This is a genomic window from Pantoea sp. Ap-967, assembly GCF_011752565.1.
Taxonomy (GTDB): Bacteria; Pseudomonadota; Gammaproteobacteria; order Pseudomonadales; family Pseudomonadaceae; genus Aquipseudomonas.
The window spans coordinates 209,677-232,309 of record NZ_VWXK01000001.1; the positions used below are offsets into that span (position 1 = coordinate 209,677).

The 22,633-nt window shown below is 64.3% G+C and carries 20 protein-coding genes; 4 read left to right on the top strand and 16 right to left on the bottom strand.

Annotated features, from left to right (window positions below):
• Positions 1-11 precede the first annotated feature (11 nt).
• Complete coding sequence (locus F3J45_RS01170; RefSeq protein WP_167055910.1) at positions 12-968, bottom strand: sugar ABC transporter substrate-binding protein; 957 nt, start codon at positions 966-968, stop codon at positions 12-14.
• A gap of 300 nt (positions 969-1,268) precedes the next feature.
• Between F3J45_RS01170 and F3J45_RS01175 the strand changes: the two genes are divergently transcribed.
• From F3J45_RS01175 to F3J45_RS01190, 4 genes are all read left to right on the top strand, one after another.
• A complete protein-coding gene (locus tag F3J45_RS01175; RefSeq protein ID WP_167055913.1) occupies positions 1,269-2,357 on the top strand; it encodes an asparaginase in 1,089 nt (362 codons plus the stop codon).
• Between the two features lie 248 nt (positions 2,358-2,605).
• Positions 2,606-3,535: a helix-turn-helix domain-containing protein gene (locus F3J45_RS01180; RefSeq protein ID WP_167055916.1), complete on the top strand. Its 930-nt coding sequence runs from the start codon at positions 2,606-2,608 to the stop codon at positions 3,533-3,535.
• Positions 3,536-3,648: 113 nt separating this feature from the next.
• Entirely contained in the window at positions 3,649-4,416 is a 768-nt protein-coding gene (locus F3J45_RS01185; protein WP_167055920.1) for an arginase family protein, read from the top strand.
• Between the two features lie 609 nt (positions 4,417-5,025).
• Positions 5,026-5,364 (top strand): winged helix-turn-helix domain-containing protein, encoded by a 339-nt coding sequence (locus tag F3J45_RS01190; protein ID WP_167055923.1) that lies wholly within the window; start codon positions 5,026-5,028, stop codon positions 5,362-5,364.
• Here the strand turns inward: F3J45_RS01190 and F3J45_RS01195 are convergent.
• The 15 genes from F3J45_RS01195 to F3J45_RS01265 form a co-directional block, all read right to left on the bottom strand.
• The gene (locus F3J45_RS01195; RefSeq protein WP_167055926.1) at positions 5,356-6,702 is read right to left on the bottom strand and encodes an aromatic acid/H+ symport family MFS transporter; all 1,347 of its coding nucleotides are present in this window, start codon (positions 6,700-6,702) and stop codon (positions 5,356-5,358) included. The two genes, F3J45_RS01190 and F3J45_RS01195, sit on opposite strands and share 9 nt — an antisense overlap.
• A gap of 30 nt (positions 6,703-6,732) precedes the next feature.
• The gene (locus tag F3J45_RS01200; RefSeq protein WP_167055929.1) at positions 6,733-7,578 is read right to left on the bottom strand and encodes a sugar phosphate isomerase/epimerase; all 846 of its coding nucleotides are present in this window, start codon (positions 7,576-7,578) and stop codon (positions 6,733-6,735) included.
• 75 nt (positions 7,579-7,653) lie between these two features.
• Positions 7,654-8,775, bottom strand: coding sequence for a tyramine oxidase subunit B (locus F3J45_RS01205; protein ID WP_167055932.1), 1,122 nt, complete (start codon positions 8,773-8,775; stop codon positions 7,654-7,656).
• A 35-nt stretch (positions 8,776-8,810) separates the two neighbouring features.
• Complete coding sequence (locus F3J45_RS01210; protein WP_167055935.1) at positions 8,811-10,085, bottom strand: enolase C-terminal domain-like protein; 1,275 nt, start codon at positions 10,083-10,085, stop codon at positions 8,811-8,813.
• A 1-nt stretch (position 10,086) separates the two neighbouring features.
• Positions 10,087-11,493 (bottom strand): glycerate kinase, encoded by a 1,407-nt coding sequence (locus F3J45_RS01215; RefSeq protein WP_167055937.1) that lies wholly within the window; start codon positions 11,491-11,493, stop codon positions 10,087-10,089.
• Positions 11,494-11,704: 211 nt separating this feature from the next.
• The gene (locus tag F3J45_RS01220) at positions 11,705-12,580 is read right to left on the bottom strand and encodes a shikimate dehydrogenase (RefSeq protein WP_167055940.1); all 876 of its coding nucleotides are present in this window, start codon (positions 12,578-12,580) and stop codon (positions 11,705-11,707) included.
• Positions 12,581-12,653: 73 nt separating this feature from the next.
• Entirely contained in the window at positions 12,654-13,685 is a 1,032-nt protein-coding gene (locus F3J45_RS01225) for a proline racemase family protein (protein WP_167055944.1), read from the bottom strand.
• 6 nt (positions 13,686-13,691) lie between these two features.
• Positions 13,692-15,038 carry an FAD-binding oxidoreductase gene (locus F3J45_RS01230; RefSeq protein WP_240164498.1) on the bottom strand — a complete coding sequence of 449 codons (1,347 nt, stop codon included), beginning with the start codon at positions 15,036-15,038 and terminating at the stop codon, positions 13,692-13,694.
• Positions 15,039-15,082: 44 nt separating this feature from the next.
• Positions 15,083-15,748: an amino acid ABC transporter permease gene (locus F3J45_RS01235; RefSeq protein ID WP_167055949.1), complete on the bottom strand. Its 666-nt coding sequence runs from the start codon at positions 15,746-15,748 to the stop codon at positions 15,083-15,085.
• 13 nt (positions 15,749-15,761) lie between these two features.
• On the bottom strand, positions 15,762-16,433 hold the full coding sequence (locus tag F3J45_RS01240; RefSeq protein ID WP_167055952.1) for an amino acid ABC transporter permease: 672 nt from the start codon (positions 16,431-16,433) through the stop codon (positions 15,762-15,764).
• Between the two features lie 8 nt (positions 16,434-16,441).
• The gene (locus F3J45_RS01245; protein WP_240164506.1) at positions 16,442-17,140 is read right to left on the bottom strand and encodes an amino acid ABC transporter ATP-binding protein; all 699 of its coding nucleotides are present in this window, start codon (positions 17,138-17,140) and stop codon (positions 16,442-16,444) included.
• 211 nt (positions 17,141-17,351) lie between these two features.
• Complete coding sequence (locus F3J45_RS01250) at positions 17,352-18,185, bottom strand: ABC transporter substrate-binding protein (RefSeq protein ID WP_167055958.1); 834 nt, start codon at positions 18,183-18,185, stop codon at positions 17,352-17,354.
• A 63-nt stretch (positions 18,186-18,248) separates the two neighbouring features.
• Positions 18,249-18,737, bottom strand: a complete 489-nt coding sequence (locus F3J45_RS01255) for a RidA family protein (protein ID WP_167055963.1) — start codon at positions 18,735-18,737, stop codon at positions 18,249-18,251.
• A gap of 78 nt (positions 18,738-18,815) precedes the next feature.
• Positions 18,816-20,522 (bottom strand): hydantoinase B/oxoprolinase family protein, encoded by a 1,707-nt coding sequence (locus tag F3J45_RS01260; RefSeq protein WP_167055967.1) that lies wholly within the window; start codon positions 20,520-20,522, stop codon positions 18,816-18,818.
• 16 nt (positions 20,523-20,538) lie between these two features.
• On the bottom strand, positions 20,539-22,620 hold the full coding sequence (locus F3J45_RS01265) for a hydantoinase/oxoprolinase family protein (RefSeq protein ID WP_167055970.1): 2,082 nt from the start codon (positions 22,618-22,620) through the stop codon (positions 20,539-20,541).
• Positions 22,621-22,633 lie beyond the last annotated feature (13 nt).

Genomic DNA, 22,633 nt, shown 5'->3' on the forward strand with positions numbered 1-22,633 from the left:
CTCCTGCAAGGTCAGGGCTGGGTGATGAGTTCGACCGGCGTCTGGATGACATTGTCGGCATCCACGTCCGGCTTCTCGCCCTTGAGCATCTTCAGCGCCGCCTGGATGCCGAACACGGCTTGCTGGCTGGCAGCCTGGTCGAGGGTGGCAAGCACGCGGCCATCCTTGAGCATCGGCTTGATGGCGTTGATGTTGTCGTAGCCGACCACTTGCACCTGGCCGGTCTTGCCGGCAGCGCGCACGGCCGAAACGGCGCCCAGGGCCATGCTGTCGTTACCGGCCAGCAGGGCCTTGAGCTCGGGGTATTCATTGAGCATCGAGGCAGCCACGGCATTGCCCTTGTCGATTTCCCAGTTGCCGGACTGCACCGAGACGATCTTCATCTGCGCAGCCTCCATGGCATCCTTGAAGCCGGCAGTGCGCTGCTGGGCGTTGGTGGTGGTCGGCACCCCTTCGATGATGCCTACCTGGTCACCGGCCTTGAGCTTCTGCTTGGCCAGGTACTCGCCCACCAGGCGTGCGCCCTTGCGGTTGTCAGGCCCAACGAACGGCACGCTGATGCCTTTGCTCTTGAGCAGGTCGGGGTCCAGGCGGTTGTCGATGTTGATCACGATCACACCTTGGTCCATGGCCTTCTTCACCGCCGAAACCAACGCCTTGGAATCAGCCGGGGCGATCACCAGGGCCTTGGCGCCGGCATTCACCATCTGCTCGACAATGCGAATCTGCTCGCCGGTGTCGGTTTCGTTCTTGATGCCGTTGGCGATCAGCTCGAAATCGCTGGTGTGGCTTTTCTGGTAGTCCTTGGCGCCGTCTTCCATGGTGCGGAAGAATTCGTTGGCCAGGGATTTCATGACCAGGGCAACCTTGGGCGCTTCTTCGGCGTGGGCAGCCGACAGTGGCAGGGCGAGGGACAACGAGGAGATGACGGCGAGCGCCAGCAGACGACCGGGGAACGGCAGCTTCATGGGAATGACTCCGAATCTTGTGTTTTTTATCGGATCGCAAACGTTTGCGTTAACCCACTATGGAAACACGAAGCGGTTTTGTCAAATCCGTTTCGCTAACGCGGTCAAGATGCTGCTGCAACGGATTATCCTGAATTTTTCCGAAAAACCGAACACCTTTTCCTATGCTTGTTCGGGGCCCCGAATGGAATGGCCCCGTGGACACCGCTGCGCCTTGGGCAACGCCTGTTGGTACGAAACCTGCGTAGCCCCCTGCGCGACACAGCAACCATCTCATTAGGAAGAGAGAGAACAATAATTATGAATGCTGCAGTGAAAACCTTCGTCCCCAGCGCCTTGGCGCTGCTGCTGATCCTGCCCGCTACCGCCTCGGCCAAGGAAGCTGAAACCCAGCAGAAACTGGCCAACGTGGTCATTCTCGCCACCGGCGGCACCATTGCCGGTGCCGGTGCCAGCGCGGCCAACAGCGCCACCTACCAGGCCGCCAAGCTGGGCGTCGACAAGCTGATCGCCGGCGTACCGGAACTGGCTGACCTGGCCAACGTGCGTGGCGAACAGGTGATGCAGATCGCCTCCGAGAGCATCACCAACGACGATTTGCTCAAGCTGGGCAAGCGTGTGGCAGAGCTTGCCGAAAGCAACGATGTCGACGGCATCGTGATCACCCACGGCACCGATACCCTGGAAGAAACCGCCTACTTCCTCAACCTGGTGGAAAAGACCGACAAGCCGATTGTCGTGGTCGGCTCCATGCGCCCCGGCACGGCAATGTCCGCCGACGGCATGCTCAACCTGTACAACGCCGTGGCCGTGGCCAGCGACAAGCAGTCGCGCGGCAAGGGCGTGCTGGTGACCATGAACGACGAGATCCAGTCCGGGCGTGACGTGGCCAAGTCGATCAACATCAAGACCGAGGCCTTCAAGAGCGCCTGGGGCCCGATGGGCATGGTGGTGGAAGGCAAGTCGTACTGGTTCCGCCTGCCAGCCAAGCGCCACACCACCAGCTCGGAATTCGACATCAAGCAGATCAACGCCCTGCCCCAGGTGGACATCGCCTACAGCTACGGCAATGTCAGCGATACCGCGTACAAGGCCCTGGCGCAAAGCGGTGCCAAGGCGATCATCCATGCCGGCACCGGCAACGGTTCGGTGGCGGCGCGGGTGGTGCCGGCACTGCAGGAACTGCGCAAGAACGGCGTGCAGATCATCCGCTCATCCCACGTCAACCAGGGCGGTTTCGTGCTGCGCAATGCCGAGCAGCCCGATGACAAGTACGACTGGGTGGTAGCCCATGACCTGAACCCGCAGAAGGCGCGGATCCTGGCCATGGTGGCAATGACCAAGACCCAGGATAGCAAGGAGCTGCAGCGGATTTTCTGGGAGTACTAAGCCAGGCAGCGGATGTGCCGCTGGCGCCCATCCGAGGGTTTGCCCCGTGAGGTAGGAGCGAGCGCAGCTCGCGATGGGGCGCGCCAGCGGCCCCAGGTGTTAGCTTCGCGGCTTGGAACGCCGGGGCTGCTCTGCAGCCCATCGCGAGCTGCGCTCGCGCCTACAGGGGGCTGAACTGCCGTGCTCTGTATAGGCCCACCCAGGTTTGTTATCGTACAGGACGTGCCACAGCTCAAGCGTGTCTCACCATGACGATTCTCTTCCCCACCAAGGGCCTTGAAGCCAAAGAGCGCTTCGATTACTGGCAGGACGTCGTCGGGGCCCAATTCGTGCCCACCACCAACCGGCAACTGAGCGATGACTGTTTCGACGGTTCGCTAACGTCGGTGACCAAGGGGACCGTGAGTTTTTCGCGGATTCGCTCGCTCCCCATCGAGTACACGCGCCAGCGTAGCGATGACCACTTCGATCACTATTTCATTTCACTGAGTTTCTGCGCTGAAGCGTATGTACAACAGGGCGACCGGCTGTCCAAACAAGGCACTGGAGACATCGTACTCTACGATAGCGCTCGCCCTTTCACCGCCTCCTTTCCCAAAGGCGATGACCAGGTCGTGCTGGGGATACCACGGCCGCTGGTGATGCAGCATATTCCGGATGTCGAGCGCTACCTGAATCGAACGCTGCAAAGCCATGCGCCACTCAGCGGGCTTGCGCGCTCGCTGCTGGTGGACACCTGCAACAGCGAAAGCACCTCGTCATCCATCAGTGAACGCCTCAATGCAGCCCTGCTCGATGTGCTCGCAGTGGCCTACGAGAGTGCGTTTGGCGGCCACAAACCGGCAACCGAGCAGCGCCGTGAGCAGCAGGTTGAGCAGGTAAAGCGTTTCCTGCTGGCAAACCTGGCGCGCAGTGACCTGACCGTGGACAGCATCGCAGCGGCGAACCATTTGTCGCCCCGCAGCTTGAACCGTATTTTCGCGGCGCAGAGTTCGACCGTCATGCGTTGGCTCTGGCAGCAACGGTTGGCAGCGTGCCATGCCGGGCTGGTCAGCGGGCGCTTTCAGCAGGTCAGTGTGGCCGCGTTAAGCTGCGGTTTCACCAATTTCTCGCACTTCAGCAAAGCCTTCAAGCAGGCTTATGGTGTCCCGGCGCAACAGCTGCTGACGGGGGCCTGACCACCAACTGGCAGTTTGAGCACAGGCTCTGGCCTGTACGGCAAAGCAGTGCCTATCCCAACGGCGCAGCATCAGGGCCTTAACCCCGATTGCTTGAAGCCGATGGTGAACTGATGAGCACTACCCAGGAAAAGACCTTGCGCCTGCTGTTCCCACAATGGCAAGGCGGCAACAACCCCCCCTACTACTTTGGCGCGCAACTGCTGGCCTGGCTGGCACCCGCACCACTAGGCCCGGTCGAACACGTGCCCGTGGCCGAACCCAACCCTGCGCCTCTCCCCCTGGAAGACGGCATCATCGGACGCAATGAGCGGTATGACGGCGATCTGGCGGTGCTGTGGGTAGACGCCCATCCCGATGTGATGACGCCCCAAGACTTCCAGCACGCCCATGCCATGGTCCTGGGCAACTTGCTGGGCGAAGGTGATGGTGAATTCGCCGGCGCCGTGCAACGCCCCCTCAAGCCGGCCAACGTCATGTATGCAGGCCTGCAGCAAACCCTGCCGGCGGAAACGGCGACCTTGCGCCGCTTGGGCCTACGCAGCGCTGGCCCAACAGCGCTGGCCACCAGTAGCGAGCCTGTTCTGCAGTGGCTGCGTGACATAGGCGCCAAACGGCTCGCCATACACCTTGACCTGGATGTGCTTGATCCAACCCTGTTCCGCTCCCTGCTGTTTGCCGAGCCAAACATTGCCGCCGGCACCTACGACGGCGTCGCCCAGGGGAAAATGAACATGGAGCAGGTTATCCGCCTGCTAGCCGATGTCGCCGCAGCCGTCGATGTAGTGGGTATCGGTATCGCCGAGCACCTGCCGTGGGACGCCCTTGCAATGAAGAACATGCTGGCGAGGTTGCCACTGTTGGGGCACCCACAAAGCTGAGCCTGCACCTCCCCTCACCCGCGCCCTGGGGCTCGCCCAAGCGCTACACTCCCCCACCCGTTGGATACTCTGATGAAAGCACTCGTTGCCACCCGGTTCGGCTCGCCGGCAGAATCTCGGATACGACGCCTGGCTGGAAACCGACCAGGACGTTTCGGCAGCCTTCGCGGCGATCCGCGATCTCGTCGCCAAGAAATGCTTGCGCCCCAGGATAGACAGCAGCTACCCCCCTCGAAGAGCACAAGGCGGCGTATGCGCGGTTGGCGTCTCGTGAAGCGAAGGGCAGCATTCTGCTGCACCCTTGAATAGTCCACAGCAGGCTGTGAAGGCTTCTGTAGGAGCGGGCTTGACCCGCGAAGCAGGCGACGCGGTGCATGGCACCGGCTGCGCCGGTGTTCGCGGGGCAAGCCCGCTCCTACAGGAGGATTGCGCAGCCCTGGTAGGAGCGAGCGCAGCTCGCGATGCGGCGCAGGCGCAGCGGTTGGGTGGGCAACACTAACCAAACAGTCCGTTGCATTCATTGCTGCACACAATATAGCATCCTGCATCTTGATACAGTAAAGCGTGCAGTTTCCAGTGAGCGGCGTCCCCTTCAGCAAAGCGCAAACCGTGGCAATCAGGTCAGCCTGCGGCCAGGTGTTGTCGTTGAATGTATGTGCCTGCCAGATCATCTGTAACGGCATCAGCCACACGCTCAAGGCAACGCCATGCCGCCTGCTTCACCTGCTGCTGGAAAACGCAGGCGAGGTGGTGAGCCGCAAGACCCTGTACAAACGCATCTGGGGTTACGACTTCGACCCTGGCACGAAAATCATCGAGGTGCAGGTCCACTACCTGCGCGGCGTCCTGGCCACCCTGGAATCGGCGTTCGAAATCAGAACCTACCGCGGCAAGGGCATCAGCCTGCAAAGGGCCACAGGCGCGGTGTTCAATTGCGCGCTACCCTGACACCGCACCCAGCGCCCGTGACGCCACCAACCGCTTGCACTGAATGGCAATCACCGCCCCCAGCGCAGGCACGCAAAGGAACAGGAAGATCTGTGTGATCGACCAGTTCCAGCCCATCATCACGGCCCCCGCGCCCGCCCCCAGAATCGCCCCGGTACGGCCGATGCCAAACACCCAACTCACCCCGGTGGCACGGATGGCCGTTGGGTAGAAATTGGCCGCCAGGGCGAAACACCCGGCATTCGCCGACATCATGCAGTACCCCAGGCAGAACACCAGCACGTACAGCGCCAGCGCACCATCGGCCCACAAGGCAATCAACACCGACACCACCGCGCTGCCCGCGAACATCAGGCTGACCACGTTGTTCTGCTCCCAGCGGTCCATCTTCAGCCCGACGCTGAAGTCGCCCACCGCCCCACCCAGTTGCAGCACTGCCCCGATGATCGCCGCCTGGGACAAGCTCATGCCGGCAGATTGCGCGGTGATCGGCAGCCAGTTGCTGAGCAGGTAGAGGTTGAGAAAACCTGCAAACATGGCAACCCAGATCATCAACGTGCCCAGCCGATAAGGCCCCCGCACCAGGCTGCCGACCCCTTGGCGCACCGCCACCAGGCCGCTGTGCTCGCTGCTGACCACACGGGTGTGCAGGTTGGCAGCGCCCGGTGCCAGGGCGTTGATGGCCGCGACGATCCGCGCCTGTGGCTGCTTGGCCTGAATCATGTAGCGCAGCGACTCGGGCAGCAGCATCGCCAGCACCAGCGCGAGCACCAACGGCATCAACCCACCGGCAACGAACACCGCCTGCCAGCCGTAGTCTTCGATCAGGTACTCGCTCAGCACGCCCCCCATGGCGCCCCCGAATGCGAACCCGCACCAGGTCGAGGTGACCAGCGTCGAGCGCCTGCGCAGTGGCGCGCACTCGGCGAGCAAGGTGGTGATGTTGGGCATGGTCGCCCCCAGCCCTACCCCGGTCAGCAAGCGCGCCACGGTGAGCATCGTCAGGTCCTGGGCCAGTGCGCAGGCCAGCGACCAGAAGCCAAAGAACGCGACCGAGGCAATGATCACCACACGCCGGCCGAAACGGTCGGCCAGGGGCCCGGCAAACAGCGAGCCCAGCGACAGCCCCACCAGGCCGCTCATCATCAGCGGCCCGAGCACGTGCCGTTGCAACCCCCAATCCTGGACCAGGGCCGGCGCGATAAAGCCCATCATCATCGTGTCGAAGCCATCGAGCACCAGGATCAGAAGCCCCAGCCCAATCACCAACCACTGCTGCCGGCCAATGGGCCGGGCATCCAGAAACGTATGCACATCCACTACATTAGACGGGCTCATGCGGTATTCCTCGGCAGTGCAGTGGGTGGGCTAGCGAACGCGCGGGCCGACGAAGGGCGCGCAGCGCTGCACGCCGATGCGCACGGTTTCTTCCGGCGCCCGGCGCCACCAGTCCAGCTCCGAGAACAGTTCGAGCTCGAACGGGCCGTCGTAGCCGATTTCATCCAGTACGCTGCGCAGCCGGGCGAAATCGATCACCCCGTCGCCGACCATGCCGCGGTCCTTCAGGTTGCGGGTGTCCGCCAGCCAGTCGCACAGGTGGAAGGTGCTCAGGCGTTGCTTGCCGGTGCGGCGCAGTTCGGCCTCGAAATCAGGGTCCCACCAGCAGTGGTAGGCATCGGCGACGATGCTGGCCGCGTCCCCCAGCCAGTCGCACAGGTCGTTGGCGTCCTGCATGCGGTTCAACACGCTGCGGCTTCCGGCATACATCGGATGCAGCGGCTCCAGGCCCAGCTTGACGCCAACCGACCGTGCATAGGGGGCCAGTTCGCCCAGGGCATCGCGGATGCGCGCGCGGTGCCCGGCGATGTCCTTCTCGCCGTCGGGCATGGCGCCCACCACCATGACCACACACGGCGCGCCGATCTGCGCGGCCTGGTCGAGGATGGCGCGGTTGGCCGCGATGCCTTTGCCGATGCCGCCTGCCGAGGCGGCGTCGTTGAACCAGGCGCTGGTGCACAGCGAAGCCACCCACATGCCTGCATCTTTCAAGTGGCGGGCTGTCGGCGCCACACCGTAGTCGTCCAGGAAGTGCCGCCAGACGGCGATGCCGCTGACCCCTTCACGGGCATAGCCCTCGATGGCCTGGGGCATCGACCAGGACGGCGTGGTGATCTGGTTGATGGCAAAACGCGAGAGATCGAGCTGCTGGTTCATGCAAGGCTTCCTTGTTTTGGTATTGGGGTACGGCGCCTGCAGCCCTGGCGCGGCAACCGCCGCGCCAGGCGCGGGTTAGCCCTGGTGCGGCACGTCCCACAGGTTCAGGCGCGCGCCGATGCCCTTGCCCTGGGCGCTCTGCAGCACCTCGTAGCCCCAGCTGATGTCGAACACTGCCATGCCACAGGCAATGAACATCACCCGGTCCGACGCCTGGGTGCGGCCGGCCTTGTGGCCGTTGACGATATCGCCAAGGCCGGTGGACTCGGTCAGCGCGGGCAGTTTGCCGGCGTCGATCAGGCGGTACAGGGGGCCGCCGATCACACCGCCGTAGTAGCCGTCCTTGTTGCCCGAAGCCACCGCGTCCTCCACATAGGCCTCGTGCAGCTGGGTGTGGTCGTAGACGATGCGTGCGCTGGTGAGGAACGACTCATCGGTGTTCACCGGCCCAGACACCAGCACGGTGGCGCCGGCCTTGATCCACTCGTCCTTGAAGTACAGCGGCTTGAGCCGCGAGGCCGCCACGGTAATCACGTCGGCATCACGAAAGCCCGCTTCGGTGTCGTCGGTGCCACGGGCTTTTATCCCATGGGTTTCCGTGACCCAGGCAGCGAACTCATTGGCCTTTTCCAGGAACAGGTCGAAGCACACCACCTCTTCCACGGCCTTGGTCTGGGTGATGATCGCCGAGAAGCAGGCCTTGTTGATCGGGCCACAGCCAACCACCGACAGGCGCTTGCTGTCGGGGTTGGCCAGGTGCCTGGCGCCGACGCCCGGCACGGCGCCGGTGCGCGCGGCGCTGAGCAGGTTGGCCGACATCAGCGCCAGCGGGGCGCCGGTGTCCTTGTCGTTGAGCATCATGGTCAGCACCGAGCGCGGCAGGCCCTTTTCCATGTTCGCGTGGTTGGAGCCGTACCACTTGTTGCCGCACACATCGAAGCGCCCGCCGAGGTAACCCGGCATGGCCGCAAAGCGCCGGTCCGGGCCTGCCACCGGCATGTTGGGGAAGCGGCTTTCCTTGGGGAACACGATGTTCAGGCCATGGCTGTTGTGGTTGGCGCCGCCCATCAGGTAATCGCCCTTGCCGAGCAGGCTGAACGTCTCTTCGCACACAGCCACGCAACGCTCGGCATCCAGTACGCCGGCAGCGATCATGTCGGCTTCGGACAGGTAGGTGAAATCGATCTTCGGGTACATGATGTCTTCTCGCTAGGTAGGGAGGAACGTTCGGGTCAGAAACGCAGCAGCGGCTGGATGTCGAACAGGCGGCAGCCTGCGTTGCGGGCGCTGGCACGCATCAGGAAGTTGAGTTTTTCAATACGCTCGCCAGAGCGCGGCGCGCCGTTCTTCTGAAACGGCACCTGCAGGCCGACGGACAGGTCCATCACCACGTCGTCGACCACGCCCCCGGAACGCCCCGACGGCACCGCGATCATGCCGTGCTGGGCGGCGAAGCGGTACGCGTCCAGCGCCTCGCTGATGGTGCCGACCTGGTTGGGTTTGAGGATGAAGCCGTCCACGGCCTGCAGGTCGTAGGCCTTCTGCAGGAAGCCCAGGTTGGTGACCGTGAGGTCGTCCCCCAGAATCAAGGTACGCCCCAGTTCGCGCTTGGCACGCTGGTAGCCGTCCCAGTCGTTTTCATCCAGCAAGTCTTCGATGAACACAAAGTCGAACTGCTCGGTCAGCTGGCGGGTGTAGTCGATCAGCTCGGCGGCCGTCACCCGCTGCCCTTTGAGCAGGTAGGTGCCGTTTTGCTTGTCGTAGAACTCGCTTGATGCGCAATCGAGCGCAAAGGCGATCGCGCCCCGGTACGGGGTACGTTCGATGGCCTGGCGCATCAGGCGCAGCACCACTTCCGGGTCGTCCGAGGGCGCGGCGTAGCCGTAGGAGCTAGCCACCGCCGGCTTGTGCCCCAGGTACTCGGTGAGCACGTCGTTCAGCGCCTGGAACACCGCCACGGCCATCTCCACCGCATGGTCGATGCGGGTGGTTTTGTAGGGGACGATCAGGAACTCGTTGAACGCCTGGGTAAAGCCGCTGTACTTGCCACCGTTCACCACGTTGAAGCAAGGCACTGGCACGGTGCCGATGGCGCCACCGGCGATATGGTTGTAAAGCGGAATGCGCTTGGCATCGGCGGCGGCGCGGAACGCGGCGATCGAGGTGGAATAGATGGCATTGCCACCGAGTACGTGCTTGTCGGCAGTACCGTCCAGGTTGATCATCACCTGGTCGATGGTGCGCTGGTCGTTGACGTCCAGGCCGATGATGGCCGGGGCGATCACCTGGGTCACGGCCTCCACGGCCTTATGCACGGTCAGGCCGCCATAGGACGAGAAGTCGCCATCGCGCAGCACGAAGGCCTCGTGCATGCCCACCGAGGTTCCGGTAGGCGCGGCCCCCCGGCCCACGGCGCCACTTTCGGTGCGGATTTCCACTTCCACGGCTGGCCGGCACTTGCAGTCGATGATCTGCTGGGCCAGCACCGATACGATCTTGTCAGCCATCTTATTTATCCCCCAGGGCAGGCACGTAGACGATGTTGAGGTCGCACAGGTTGGTGCCGGTGTTCCCGGTGAAAATCGCGCCATTGATGGCTTCGAGCGCTTCATAGGTGCTGTGCTCGCGCAGGGCCTGGTACAGGTTGATGCCCTGGGCCGTCGCCGCCGCAAGGCTCTGCGAATCGGTGATCCCCCCGGCCACTCGGGTGGTGCCGTCGGTACCTTCGCTGTCGATGGACAGCAGGCAGGCGCCCGGCGCCTTGGCGGCGGCAATGGCGAAACCCACGGCCATTTCCTGGCCCGGCCCGCCGTGCCCCTTGATAAGGGCATTGTCGAGAATCTGCGTGGTCACCTCACCGGAACTGAGCAGCACGCAAGGCGGCTTGATGGGGTTGCCGTAGGCCTGGATTTCCCGCGCCATCGCGGCCATGAAGGTGCCGGCATCGCGGCTTTCACCTTCCAGGAACGACGACACGATCAAGGCCGGAATGCCCATCGCCTCGCACGCTTGCTTGGCATAGATGCACGAGTCCGGCAGGGTGTTGAGCAGGTAGTAGGTGTTGCCTGGGAATGCCTTGGGCGTCTCCCCTTCCGGCCCCACCGTGTTCAGGTAATGAACGATGCTGCGCGGCAGCTTGTCGGCCAGGTTGAAGTTGACGATCGTCGCCCGGGCATCGTCCAGGGTGGTGGCATCCGGCCCAATGGGCGTGCTTTTGTAGGCCGTGTAGGGCTGGCCGATATCGCCGGTGGCGGGCGTGCCAACGGCGTCGCTGATGCCGATGCCGATCAGTTCGGCGCCGATAGCCTCGATGCGCTTGGCCAGCATGCCGCCATTGAGCGCGGAGATATGCCGGCGCACCGCGTTGATCTCGTAGATGCCGGCCCCGGACTTGAGCATCACGTCGGTGGCGTCGACTTCGTCCTGCAGGCTGATGCCCTCGCGCGGGCACGACATCAGCGCCGAGCTGCCGCCACTGATCACCGCGATGAACAGGTCATCCTGGTTCGCCTGCTCGATGATGCGGATGATTTCCTGGGAGGCGCGGTAGCCTTCCTCGTTGGGCAGCGGATGGCCGCCTACATACACCTCTGTCTTGTGGAAACGGTCGCTGGCCTCGTGAATCTTGACGATGGCAATGCCGCGGGTCAGGCGCTCGCCCAGCACATGGTCCACGGCCATGGCCATGTGGTTGCAGGCTTTGCCGGCACCGAACAGGTACACATTGCGCTTGCGCGAAAGGTCCCAGCTTTTCGCCCCCACATGCAGCACATTCCCCTCCAGGCGCATGATGCTGCGAATGCGCTCATAGCCGTCCAGGCGGGTCAGTGTCTGGTCGGCCACTGCAAGCACGACCTGGCGCGAGGGAATATCGCCAACTTCAAGCAAATCCCTGAAATTACGGATTTTGTTCATTTCAATTCCTGCATCAAGTAAGTCGAACACCGGTCAACCCAGCACTAACGAGTTGTTGCCTGAACCCTGCCCGGGGCCGTTTCGCACGCGCACGGGGCCGCCGTGCCTTGAAACCGGCACGTGCAAAAACACATTCAAATCACGCCAAGGGCCTTTGCCCGAACGGGCTTCAGCTACCTGCTCCGGGCCATCAGCAATGGCCGGCGCGCACTCAGGCTGGCTCTACCAGCCGGTACAGTTCTTTGGGGAACAACATTTCGCGCACGGCCGAATCATCGGTGCGCAAGTAATTGGCAACTTGTTCAAGGCCAAAGAATTCGAAGAACAACGGGGTTTGCAGAATCAACATGTCAAACCCTGGCTGCACTTGCAGGCCTTGCTTGATGGCCGCCTGCAACAATGGCGTGGGTTGGTTCTTCATGAGGATGTCGCACACCTGCGTGCCAGGCTGCAGGGCCGCGACCGGCAAGGGCAGCGGGTCGCCCGCCTTCAGCCCCAGGGGCGATGCATTGATCACCAGGTCGAACCCGGTCGGGTCGTTGCTGGTGGCCACCAGCGCGGCAATGCCGAAGTGCTCGCGGATCGCGTCGGTCACCTGGCGGGCCTTGGCGGTGTCGGGGTCGAACACCGCAATCTGCGCCGGGCCGCCGGCGGCCAGGGAGGTGGCGATGGCCGAACCTGCCCCACCGGCGCCGATGATCAGCACGCGCTTGCCCTCGTAGGGCATGGCGTAGCGGTCCAGCGACTTGACGAAGCCCAGGCCATCGAACAGTGCCCCTTCAAGGCTGCCGTCGGCGTTGCGGCGAATGGCATTCACCGCATTGGCGGTGCTGGCGATCTTGCTGCGCGTGTCCACCAGGCCGGCGGCGTCGGTCTTGTGCGGAATCGACAGCACCATGCCGGCAGTGGTCTTGGAGCGGAACAGCGCCCGCACGGTATCGACCAGGTGCTCCGGGGCCACCTGCAACGGCACCATGACCGCATCGATGCCACACAGCGGCAGCACCTTGTTGAAGATTTCCGGTGTGCGCACCTGCTCGATCGGGTCTGCCACCATGAAAAAGACGCGAGTGTTCCCAGTGGTCATTGAAGACTCCTTGAAAATGCTGATGAAGACGCTGGCGCCACCCCAGGCCTAGGCGTGGGGGGCGCGGTTCGGGTCACGCGCCGGGGAAGCCTTCGCCCCAGGTGTCACTGAGCATGAAGCCGCCCGCCAGCGGGTCGTCCGGGTCGACGCCATGCTGCTCGATGCTGTAGATCCAGGCGCGCCCTTGCACGCGCGGCAGCACGGCGGGCCGGCCGGCCACTTCGCTGGTGCCGCGCATCTGCACCTTGAACTCGCTGCCGATGATCGAATGCGAGGTCAACTGGCTACCGGTTTCGGCCAGGCCACGGGCCGCCAGGGTGGCCAGGTTGGCCGAGCTGCCGGTGCCACAGGGCGAGCGGTCGACCCGGCCTGGGGGCAAGGTGGTGCAGGTCTGGTAGGCGCTGTCGCTGACGCGGCTGCGGAACATCACGTAGGCCACCTGGTCGATCTGCGGGTACAACGGGTGCTGCACACGGAACTGGCGGTTGATCTGCTCACGCAGGGCCACCCCCAGGTCGGCCAGTTGCCGGGCATGGCGTGGCTCGATGGTAAGGCCGGTCTGCTCCACATCCACCAGCGCGTAGTACACGCCGCCAAAGGCCAGGTCGGCCCGGATCACGCCGTGCTCGGCCGTTTCCACCTCAACGTCCAGTTGCTCGACGAAGGCCGGCACCATGTCCAGCGACACACTCAGGCAGCGGCCATCCTTGCAGGCCGCCCGCGCCGTCACCAGGCCCGCCGGGGTATCGAGCACCACGGTGGTTTCCGGTTCCTGCATCGGCACCATGCCCATTTCCAGCAGGGTGGTCACCACGCAAATGGAATTGCTGCCCGACATCGGGTGGGCCTTGTCGGCCTGCAGCACGATGAAGCCGGCATGGGCGTCCGGGTGGGTGGGGGGCAGCAGCAGGTTCACCGACATCTGCAGGCAGCCACGGGGCTCCAGCACCACCAGCTTGCGCAGGCTGTCGTCGACCTCGTTGATGTAGTTCATCTTGTCGAGCATGGTTTTGCCAGGGATGTTCACCACCCCGCCGGTGATGACCTTGCCGATTTCACCTTCACAGTGCACCCCGACAACTTGAAGCGATTTTTTCCAACGCATGCTGTTCTACCTCTGAAGGTTTTCGCTGAAACGTTTGTAGTCCGGGTTGCCCTGGGCGGGGTCCCCGCCAAAGCGGTAGGCGCTGAACGGCGCCAGGTCCAGCCCTGGCGTGCGGCCGGCCACCAGGTCGCCAATCAGCCGGCCGGTGGTGGCGCCCAAGGTCAGCCCCAACTGGCCGTGGCCAACGGCCATGAACACGTTCGGCAGGCGCCGGCAGCGGTCGATGATGGGCTTGGTATCGGGCAACAGCGGCCGGTAGCCCACGCCGAACTCGACGTTGTCGGTGTGCAGCTGCGGCAGCAGGCGCCGGGCCTTGTCGAGGATGATCTGCGCGCGCTTGAAGTTCGGCCGCTGGCTGTTGCCGGCGAACTCGATGGTGCCGCCGATCTGCAGGCCACGGGCCATGGGCGTGAAGCAGAAGCCGCCGTCGCCGTAGATCACCGAATGGTTGAAGCTGACCCCGGCATCGCGCACCAGCGCCTGGTAGCCGGCCACCGGCTGCAGCGGCACGTTTACCCCCAACTGGCCGAAGAACGCCCGGGCGCCAGCGCCTGCCGCCAGTACCAGGTGCTCGGCAGCGATGCGTTCGCCGCTTTCCAGGGTCACCCCGCTGGCACGCCCGCCCGCCTCGTCCAGGCGCGCCACCTTGCCCCGCACCCGGCGCCCGCCCTGGGCGATGAATCGCTCAGTCAGCGCCACCATGAAGCCTTCGGTATCGCTGACGAAACGCCACTGCGGCAACAGGATGCCGTGGGCGAACTTGCCCGCCAGCACCGGTTCCAGGTCGGCGATCTCGGCCGCGTTCAGCACCTGGCTGTTGAAGCCCAGCGAGCGGCGAATGTCATTGTGGCCGCGCTCGCGCTCAACGCCTGCCGAGCTGTCGAACACCTGCAGCACCGGGCGCTGAATCAGCAGGCCCTTGTCTTCCAGGCCTTCAAGCAGGCGGGCATAGTCGCCCAGCACGTGGTGGGTCAGCGACGCCATGGCCGTGGCGATCTGCACGATGCGCTCATGCTGGGCATTGCCCACAAAGCGCAGGAACCAGGGCAATAGCCCCGGCAGCGCAGCCGGGCGCAAGGCCAAGGGGCCGGTCTGGTCGAGCAACCAGCCCGGGATTTTCCTGAGGATGCCCGGCTTGGACAGCGGAATGATCTCGCCCAGCGAGATCTGCCCGCAGCTCCATTTGGCGGTGCTGTCGCCGGGTGCGGCGGGGTCCACCAAAGTAACGTGATGGCCGTCGCGCTGCAGCGACAGCGCGCAGCAGATACCCACGATGCCGCCCCCCACCACCACGGCAGGGCCTTTGTTCGGAGCGGCCTGCGCCGCATCTTGCGAAGGTAATCCAGTGTTCAACTCAAGCACTCCCATGCAGCGAAAGAGGTCGGTCAGCGACATGGTCAGTAGGCGTAACGGCGCAACATGCGCTGTTCAACCAGCCCAACCAGGCGCGTCAGCGGGAAAGCGATGGCAAAGTAGATCAGCCCGGTGACCGTGAGGAATTCGATCGGCCGCGCCGTGCTGTTGGAGATGTTCTGGCCCACGAACATCAGGTCGGCCACGCCCACCGAAGAGATCAGCGCACTCTCCTTGAACAGGCTGACCACGTTCGACAGCAGCGGCGGCACCGCCCGCAGCAGCGTCTGCGGGAAGATCACGTACAGCGTCTTCACCGAACGGTTCAGGCCCAGCGCCACGCAGGCGTCGTGCTGCTCGCTGGCGATCGACTTCAGCGCGCCACGGAACGTTTCGCAGGTGATCGCCGCCATGAACAAGGTCAGGGCGATGGCCACCGAGGCGTAGGCCGGAATCGCCAGGCGGAACACCACCGGCAGGCAGAAGAAGATCCAGAACAGCTGGATCAGCAGCGGCGTGCCACGGAAGAACTCGACGAACAGGGTCACCGGCCAAGCCACCCAGCGCGAGGGCGAGCGTTTCAGCAGGCTGAGGATGAAGCCCAGCAGGCTGCCCAGCAGCGCACAGCCGAAGGTGAAGGCCACCGTCAGGCCGAGGCCTTCGAGCAGCACGCTCCAGAACGGCAGCACCGCGGAAAAATTCAGGTCCATGCTCTCCCCTCCCCTAGCGTTGCATCGCAGCGTCCTGGCGACGCTCGATCAGGTGGGCCAGTTTGGAAATCGGCAGCGACAGGGCGAAGTACACCAGCGCCACCACCGAGTAGGTTTCCAGCGGGCGGTAGGCATCGGTGGCCAGGCCCTTGGCCACGTACATCAGGTCGGAGATGGCGACGATGGCCACCAGCGCGCTCTGTTGCAGCGAGCCGATGCCGTTGGTCAGCAGCACCGGCAAGGCCGAACGCAGGGCCTGTGGCAGCACCACGTAGAAGGTCCGGTGAAACGGCTTGAGGCCCAGCGCCGTGCAGGCATCCAGGTGCTCGCGTGGCACCGCCTGCACCCCGGCCCGGTAGGCCTCGGCATTGAACGCCGTGAGGTTCAGGCCCAGGGCCAGAATGCCCATCAGCATGGGGTCGACGAACACATCGACCATCATCGGGATGCAGTAGAAGAACCAGACGATCTGCAGCAACGCCGGGGTGCAGCGAAAGAACTCGATGAACAGCTGCGCCGGCCAGCGCAGGATGGCCCAGCGGCTCATCACCAGCAGGCACAGCAGAAAGCCCAGCACCAGGCCCATCAGGTTGGCCGCCAGCGCCAGCTGGAGGGTCACCTTGAGGCCTTCGAACAGCACCCCGACACTGTGCTGCAAAAACGCGAAATCAAATTGGTAATGCATGGCCTGTCTCACTCCAGGTGAAGGACTTTCTCCAGGAATTCCCGGGTCCGCGGCTGCTTGGGGGCGGTGAACATCTGCGCGGGCGGGCCCTGCTCGACCACCTTGCCGTTGGCGCAGAACACCACCCGGGTGGCAATGTCGCGGGCGAAATGCATGTCGTGGGTGACGATGATCATGGCCATCTTCTGCTCGGCCAACTGCAGCATCACGTTCTGCACCTCGATGACCATTTCCGGGTCCAGCGCCGAGGTCACTTCGTCGAACAGCATCAGCTTGGGTTCGAGCATCAGCGCCCGGGCGATCGCCACGCGCTGCTTCTGGCCACCGGACAGCTGGCTGGGATAGGCGTTGAGCTTGCTCTCCAGGCCCAGGCGCGCCAGGTACTTGCGTGCGCGCTCGGTGGCCTCGGCCTTGGACAACCCGGCAATTTTCACCGGTGCCAGAATCAGGTTGCTGAGCACCGACAGGTGGGGGAACAGGGTGTAGTGCTGGAACACCATGCCGATCCGCTTCTGCAGGCCGGCGTCGATGCGCGCGCGGCCCTTGCCGGCGCCATTGATGTAGGGCTGGCCCTGGAAGCTGATCTGCCCGCGCTGGATGTCATCCAGGCCCATCATCACCCGCAGCAAGGTGCTCTTGCCGCTGCCGCTGGGGCCGATGATTACCAGGCGGTCGTCGGCGCGCATGTCCAGGTTCAGGCCGTCCATGACCACCAGGCTTTCACCGTACGATTTATACACGTCGCGGAACTGGACGAAGTCGCCAGCCGCCGTCAACGGGGTAACACCCTGAGCGGAAAGGGATGAGGGAGCCACAGCTTTGATTTCCGTTGAGAACATGGGATTTTCCTCGCAGCGCAGCGCGCCTGATGGAACTGACCAATTCACCGGTGGCCGCGCGCAGGCGCCCACCCCGCCGTCATCGCGCTTGCGCCAGCGATGCCTTGATACTGGCCTGCACCAGGCCATCGATGGCCCCGTCGGCTTTCTTGCGGGCGATGAAGGCATTGAACTCATCGATGTCCGCCGCCGGGGTTTCCTTGCGCAGGCCAAAGGCGATGCCCTGCTTGCCCAGCATAGGCATCGGGGTGAAGGTGGTGGCCCAGTCGCCATGGGCGGCGGTGAGCAGCTGGTTGGTCATGTTGTCGTCGGCCAGCAGGTCGGCGCGCTTGGACATCAGGGCCAGGCGGGTTTCATCGAAGCCCGGCAGGCGCATGATCCTGGCCTGCTTGAACTCAGCGGAAATGGCTTTGTCGGCGGCCGTGCCAGACATCACCACGATGTTCAGCGCAGGCTTGTCGATGTCGGCCAGGCTGTTGATCTGCCGGGGCAGTTTCGGGTTGTTCTGGTTGTAGGTGAAGTTGATGCTGTAATCCACGGCAGGCTCGGTGAAGGCGATGGCCTGGCGCCGCTGCGGGGTGTCGTTGAGCGACACCGACACATCCCATTTCTGTGACTGCAGCCCGGCAACGATGCTGTCCCAGTTGCTGTCGACGAACTCGACCTTGACCTTCAGCACCTCTTCGCCGAACTGGCGGCACAGCGTGGGGAACACGCCGCTGTATTCGCCGCTTTTCGAGTCACGCATGACATAGGGCGGGGAAACCGCCGCGCCGCAGCGCAACACACCGGCCTGGCGTACCTCGGCCCAGGTGCCGTCCTGCGCCGCCTGGGCGGGTGTGCCCAGTACCAGGGCGCCGAGCACGGCAACGGTTGCCAGCGCCTGGCGCCACGGTTGAATGACCTGAATCATGGTTCGAACCTCTCGTGTTGTTCTTGTTTTTTCAATGCCCCGCTGCAGCAGCGGGGCGAGCGGTTACTGCGCGTGCCCGGCAGTGCTGGCCAGTTCGAAAATCGCCTCCACTTCCACCGCCACATTGCGCGGCAACGAGCTGCAGCCCACGGCCGCACGGGCATGCCGGCCGCTGTCGCCGAGCACGCCGATAATCAGGTCGGACGCGCCGTTGAGCACCTTGGGATGGTCAGCGAACCCCGGTACCGCGTTGACGAAACCGCCCAGGCGCACGCAACCGGCCACCTTGGCAAAATCCCCGGCGACGAACCGGTCCACCTGCACCAGGATGTTCAAGGCGCACAGTTGCGCCGCCGCCTGGCCCTGCTCCAGGGACAATTCACCGCCCAGTTGCCCAACGAAGCGGTCGACCCCGCCGGCCACCGGCACCTGCCCCGAGACGTACAGCAGGTTGCCCACCTGGCGCGTGGCGGCGAAGTTGGCGCCGGGTTTGGGCGCATCGGGGTACTCATGCCCCAGTGCAGCCAGCCGTTGTTTCAGTGTTTGAGCCATATGCCCACCTTTGCTTGGCGTTCGTGTGTGCTTTCAATGGGCGCGGCAACTGCCTGCCGCGCCCCACTCAACGGGCGCTCAACGCGCCTGGGAGTGCGCCCGGTCGAGCTTGCCGCCGCTGAACACCACCCCGTGGAAGCGCTCGGCATAGGCCTGGGTGATCTTGCCGTTGGCAAGGTCTTGCTCGATCAGCTCGAAGCTGCGCTTGAGCGGGTCGCCATAGCCGCCGCCACCGGCCTGCTCATGGCGGATGATCGCGTCGCGGCCCAGGTTCATGGTGAACTTGCTCGGCAGTGGCTGCAGTTCGTTGTTGACCCGCAGGTAGTTGGCCGAACAGGCGCCAGGCTTGCCGCCGAACAACCCGTAGGGTGCGTGCACGGCGCGGTCGGAGCGGATCTGCGCAACGACTTCCTCGGACAGGATGCGGTACTCGCGCACCAGGCCCAGGCCACCGCGGTACTCGCCGGCACCGCCGGAATCGGTGGCAAAGCCATAGGCCTCCATGACGATCGGGTAGCGGGCCTCAAGGGTTTCGATGGGCATGTTCGACATGTTCTGCGAGGGGTTGGTGACCCCTTCGATGCCATCCTTGTTGTGCCGGCCGCCCCAGGCGCCGTTGATCATGTCGACCAGGATGTAGGGTTCGGTCGACTGCTCGACGTAGCCGCTCAGGGCAATCACGGTATTGCCGCCCTCACCTGCTGCCATCACTTTCTTCGGCGCGATCTGCGCCACGGCGCCGAGCACGCAGTCCACCACCCGGTAGCCGGTCAGGGCACGTGCCGCCACCGGGGCCGGCATGTTCGGGTTGAGAATCGAGCCTTGCGGCGCGGTGATGTCGATGCAGCGGTAAACCCCGGCGTTGTTCGGCACATCGGCGTCCAGCGCGCAGCGGATGCTCAGGTAGGTGGCCGACTTGACGAACGACAGCGTCGAGTTGATCGCGCCACGCACTTGCGGCGAGGAACCGGCGAAGTCGACCGACAGGCGGTCGCCCTTGACGGTAACGGCGCACTTGATCGGAATTGGCGTTTCACAGAAGCCGTCGTTGTCGATGTGGTCGAGGAATTCGTAGGTGCCGTCCGGCCAGGCCTCGATGGCCTTGCGGGTCAGGCGCTCGCCGTAGTCGAGCAGTTCATCGAAGTAATCGCGCAGGCCCTGCTCGCCGTAGCGGTCGAACAGGCGCACCAGCTCACGCTCGCCGATGTTGCAGGTGGCCAGCTGGGCACCGAGGTCGCCCAGCACCAGGTCCGGCAGGCGCACGTTCTTCTTGATGATTTCGAACAGCGTCTCGTTTTCCACACCTTGGGTGTAGAGCTTGGTTGGTGGAATGCGCAGGCCTTCCTGGAAGATCTCCGTGGAGTCCGCGGCGTTCGAGCCTGGCACCCGGCCACCGACGTCGCAGTGGTGGGCGATCACCACCGAGAACCCCTGCAGCCGCTCCTTGAAGAAGATCGGCTTGAACATGAAGATGTCCGGCAGGTGCATGCCGCCTTCATAGGGGTCGTTGAGAATGATCACATCGCCCGGCGCAACATTGTTGGCGTACTTGGCGATGATCACATCGATTGCATCGGGCACCGCGCCCAGGTGCAGGGCCACGGTCTTGGCCTGGGCCAGGATGCGCCCGGCGGCGTCGCACATGGTTACCGAATAGTCGAGCACGTCGCGGATGATGGGCGAGCGCGCGGTGCGCATTACCGCGAAGGCCATGTCATCGACAATGGTGTCCAGCGCGTTCTTGACGACGGCGAAGGTAATGGGGTCAACGTTACGTTGGGTCATGGCTGCTCCGCAAATATCAGGCAAGGGTGGCGATTACGCTGCCGATCGAATCGACGGTGGCGCGCCAGCGAGGTGGAATGACGATGGTGGTGTCGGTGCTTTCCAGAATCACCGGGCCCACCACTTCGCCGGTCAGCGCCGCACGCGGCAGGATGGGCGTATCGACCCAGCCGCTCTGGCGGTCGAAGTACACCTTGCGGCTGCTGCGTTCGGCGGCCTGCTCCTGGCCCTTGCGGGTGCGCAGGTCGTTGAAGTCCAGGGTCTTGGTGGCAACGCCGCGGGCCAGCAGGCGCAGGTTGGCGCACTCGATGGCGTCCTTGGAGGCATAGCCGTACATGGCGGTGTAGGCTGCCAGGAAGTCGCTGCGCAGTTGGGCGCGGGCTGACTCGTCCAGCTTGGCCGGCACCCGCACCGGCAATTCGTAGTCCTGGCCACGGAAGCGCATGTCCAGGTCGAACACGTACTCGATGCGGTCGGCGCTGTAGCCTTCGGCGGCCAGCGCCTGTTGGGCCTGGGTGCGCATCTTGGCGATTTGCTGGTCAAGGCCCGCCAGGTCGAGGGCGTCCAGTTGCTGCAGCGAGGGGTGAACGAAGTAGCGCTCCACTGCACCGGCGAGCATGCCCATGGCGGTGAACACCCCGGGGGCTGCCGAGAACACCACGCGCTTCATGTCCAGGGCGCGGGCCAGGTCGCAGGCATGCACCGGGCCGGAACCACCGAAGGCGGTGAGGGTGAAGTCACGTGGGTCGACGCCGCGCTCGACGGTGACCGCCTTGATGGTGCGCGCCATGTTGACGTTGACCACCTCGCGGATCCCCACCGCGGCCTCTTCCACGCTGATGCCCAGGGGGCCTGCCAACAGGGTTTCGACGGCGTCGCGCGCCGCGCCGATGTTCAGCTGCATGGTGCCGCTGGCCAGGCTCTGGGGCAGGAAGCCGAGGATGGCGTTGGCATCGGTTACCGTCGGCTTCTCGCCACCGATGCCGTAGCACACAGGCCCCGGGAAGGCACCGGCGGACACCGGGCCGACATTGAGCAGGCCACCGGCGTCGAGCCAGGCAATGGAGCCTGCGCCGCTGCCGACTTCAGCCACGTCGATGGTGGGCACCCGCATCATGTAGCCACCGGCCTTGATGAAGCGGCTTGGCGTGGAGATACCGGCGCGGAATTCATACTCGTTGGTGCGGGCCAGCTCGCCGTTATGGATCAGCGAGGCCGAGGCGGTGGTGCCGCCCATGTCGAACACCACCAGGTCCTTGTCGTTGCGCGCCTGGCCCAGGCGGCCGGCGCCCACCACACCGGCCGAGCGGCCGGAGGAGATGAAGAACACCGGGGTGTCCTGGGCGATGCTGGCGCTGGACAGGCCGCCGTTGGAGTTGCTGACCAGCAGCGGCGCTTTAACGCCAATGCGCTTGAGGCCCGACTCCAGGCGTTGCAGGTAGGTGCGCAGGGCCGGCAGCACGTAGGCGTTGACCACGGTGGTGGAGGTGCGCTCGTACTCGCGCATTTCCGGCAGTACGGAAATCGAGGCGGTCACGCTGATATCCGGGAAGTGCTGCTGGAAGGCTTCCAGCGCGGCGGCTTCGTTGGCCTTGTTCTTGTAGGCGTTGATGAAGCAGATGGCGACTGACTCGACCCCTTCTTTCTGGAAGAAGCGCCCGGCTTCGAGCACTTGGTCAACCGGGGTGGGCCGCAGTACTTCGCCGCTGGCCAGTACGCGCTCATCGATCTCGTAGCGGTAGCGGCGCTCTACCAGGGGTACGGGCTTGTCCCAGGACAGGTCGAACATGGTGGGGGTGCGCACCCGGCCGATTTCCAGCACATCGCGAAAGCCCTTGGTGGTGAGCAGGCCACACTTGGCGCCGACTTTCTGCAGCATGGTGTTGGACCCCACGGTGGTGCCGTGCAACACCTCGGTCACGTCGCTGGTGGCCAGCCCCGCTTGCTCCAGGATGCGTGCAACACCGGTGAGCACGGCCTCCTCGGGCGCCGCCGGGGTGGACGATACCTTCGTGAAAGTGACCTGGCCTTGGTCATCGAGCAGAACCAGGTCGGTGAACGTGCCACCAATATCAACGCCAATGCGTGCGCTTGCCATATGCAGTCCATCC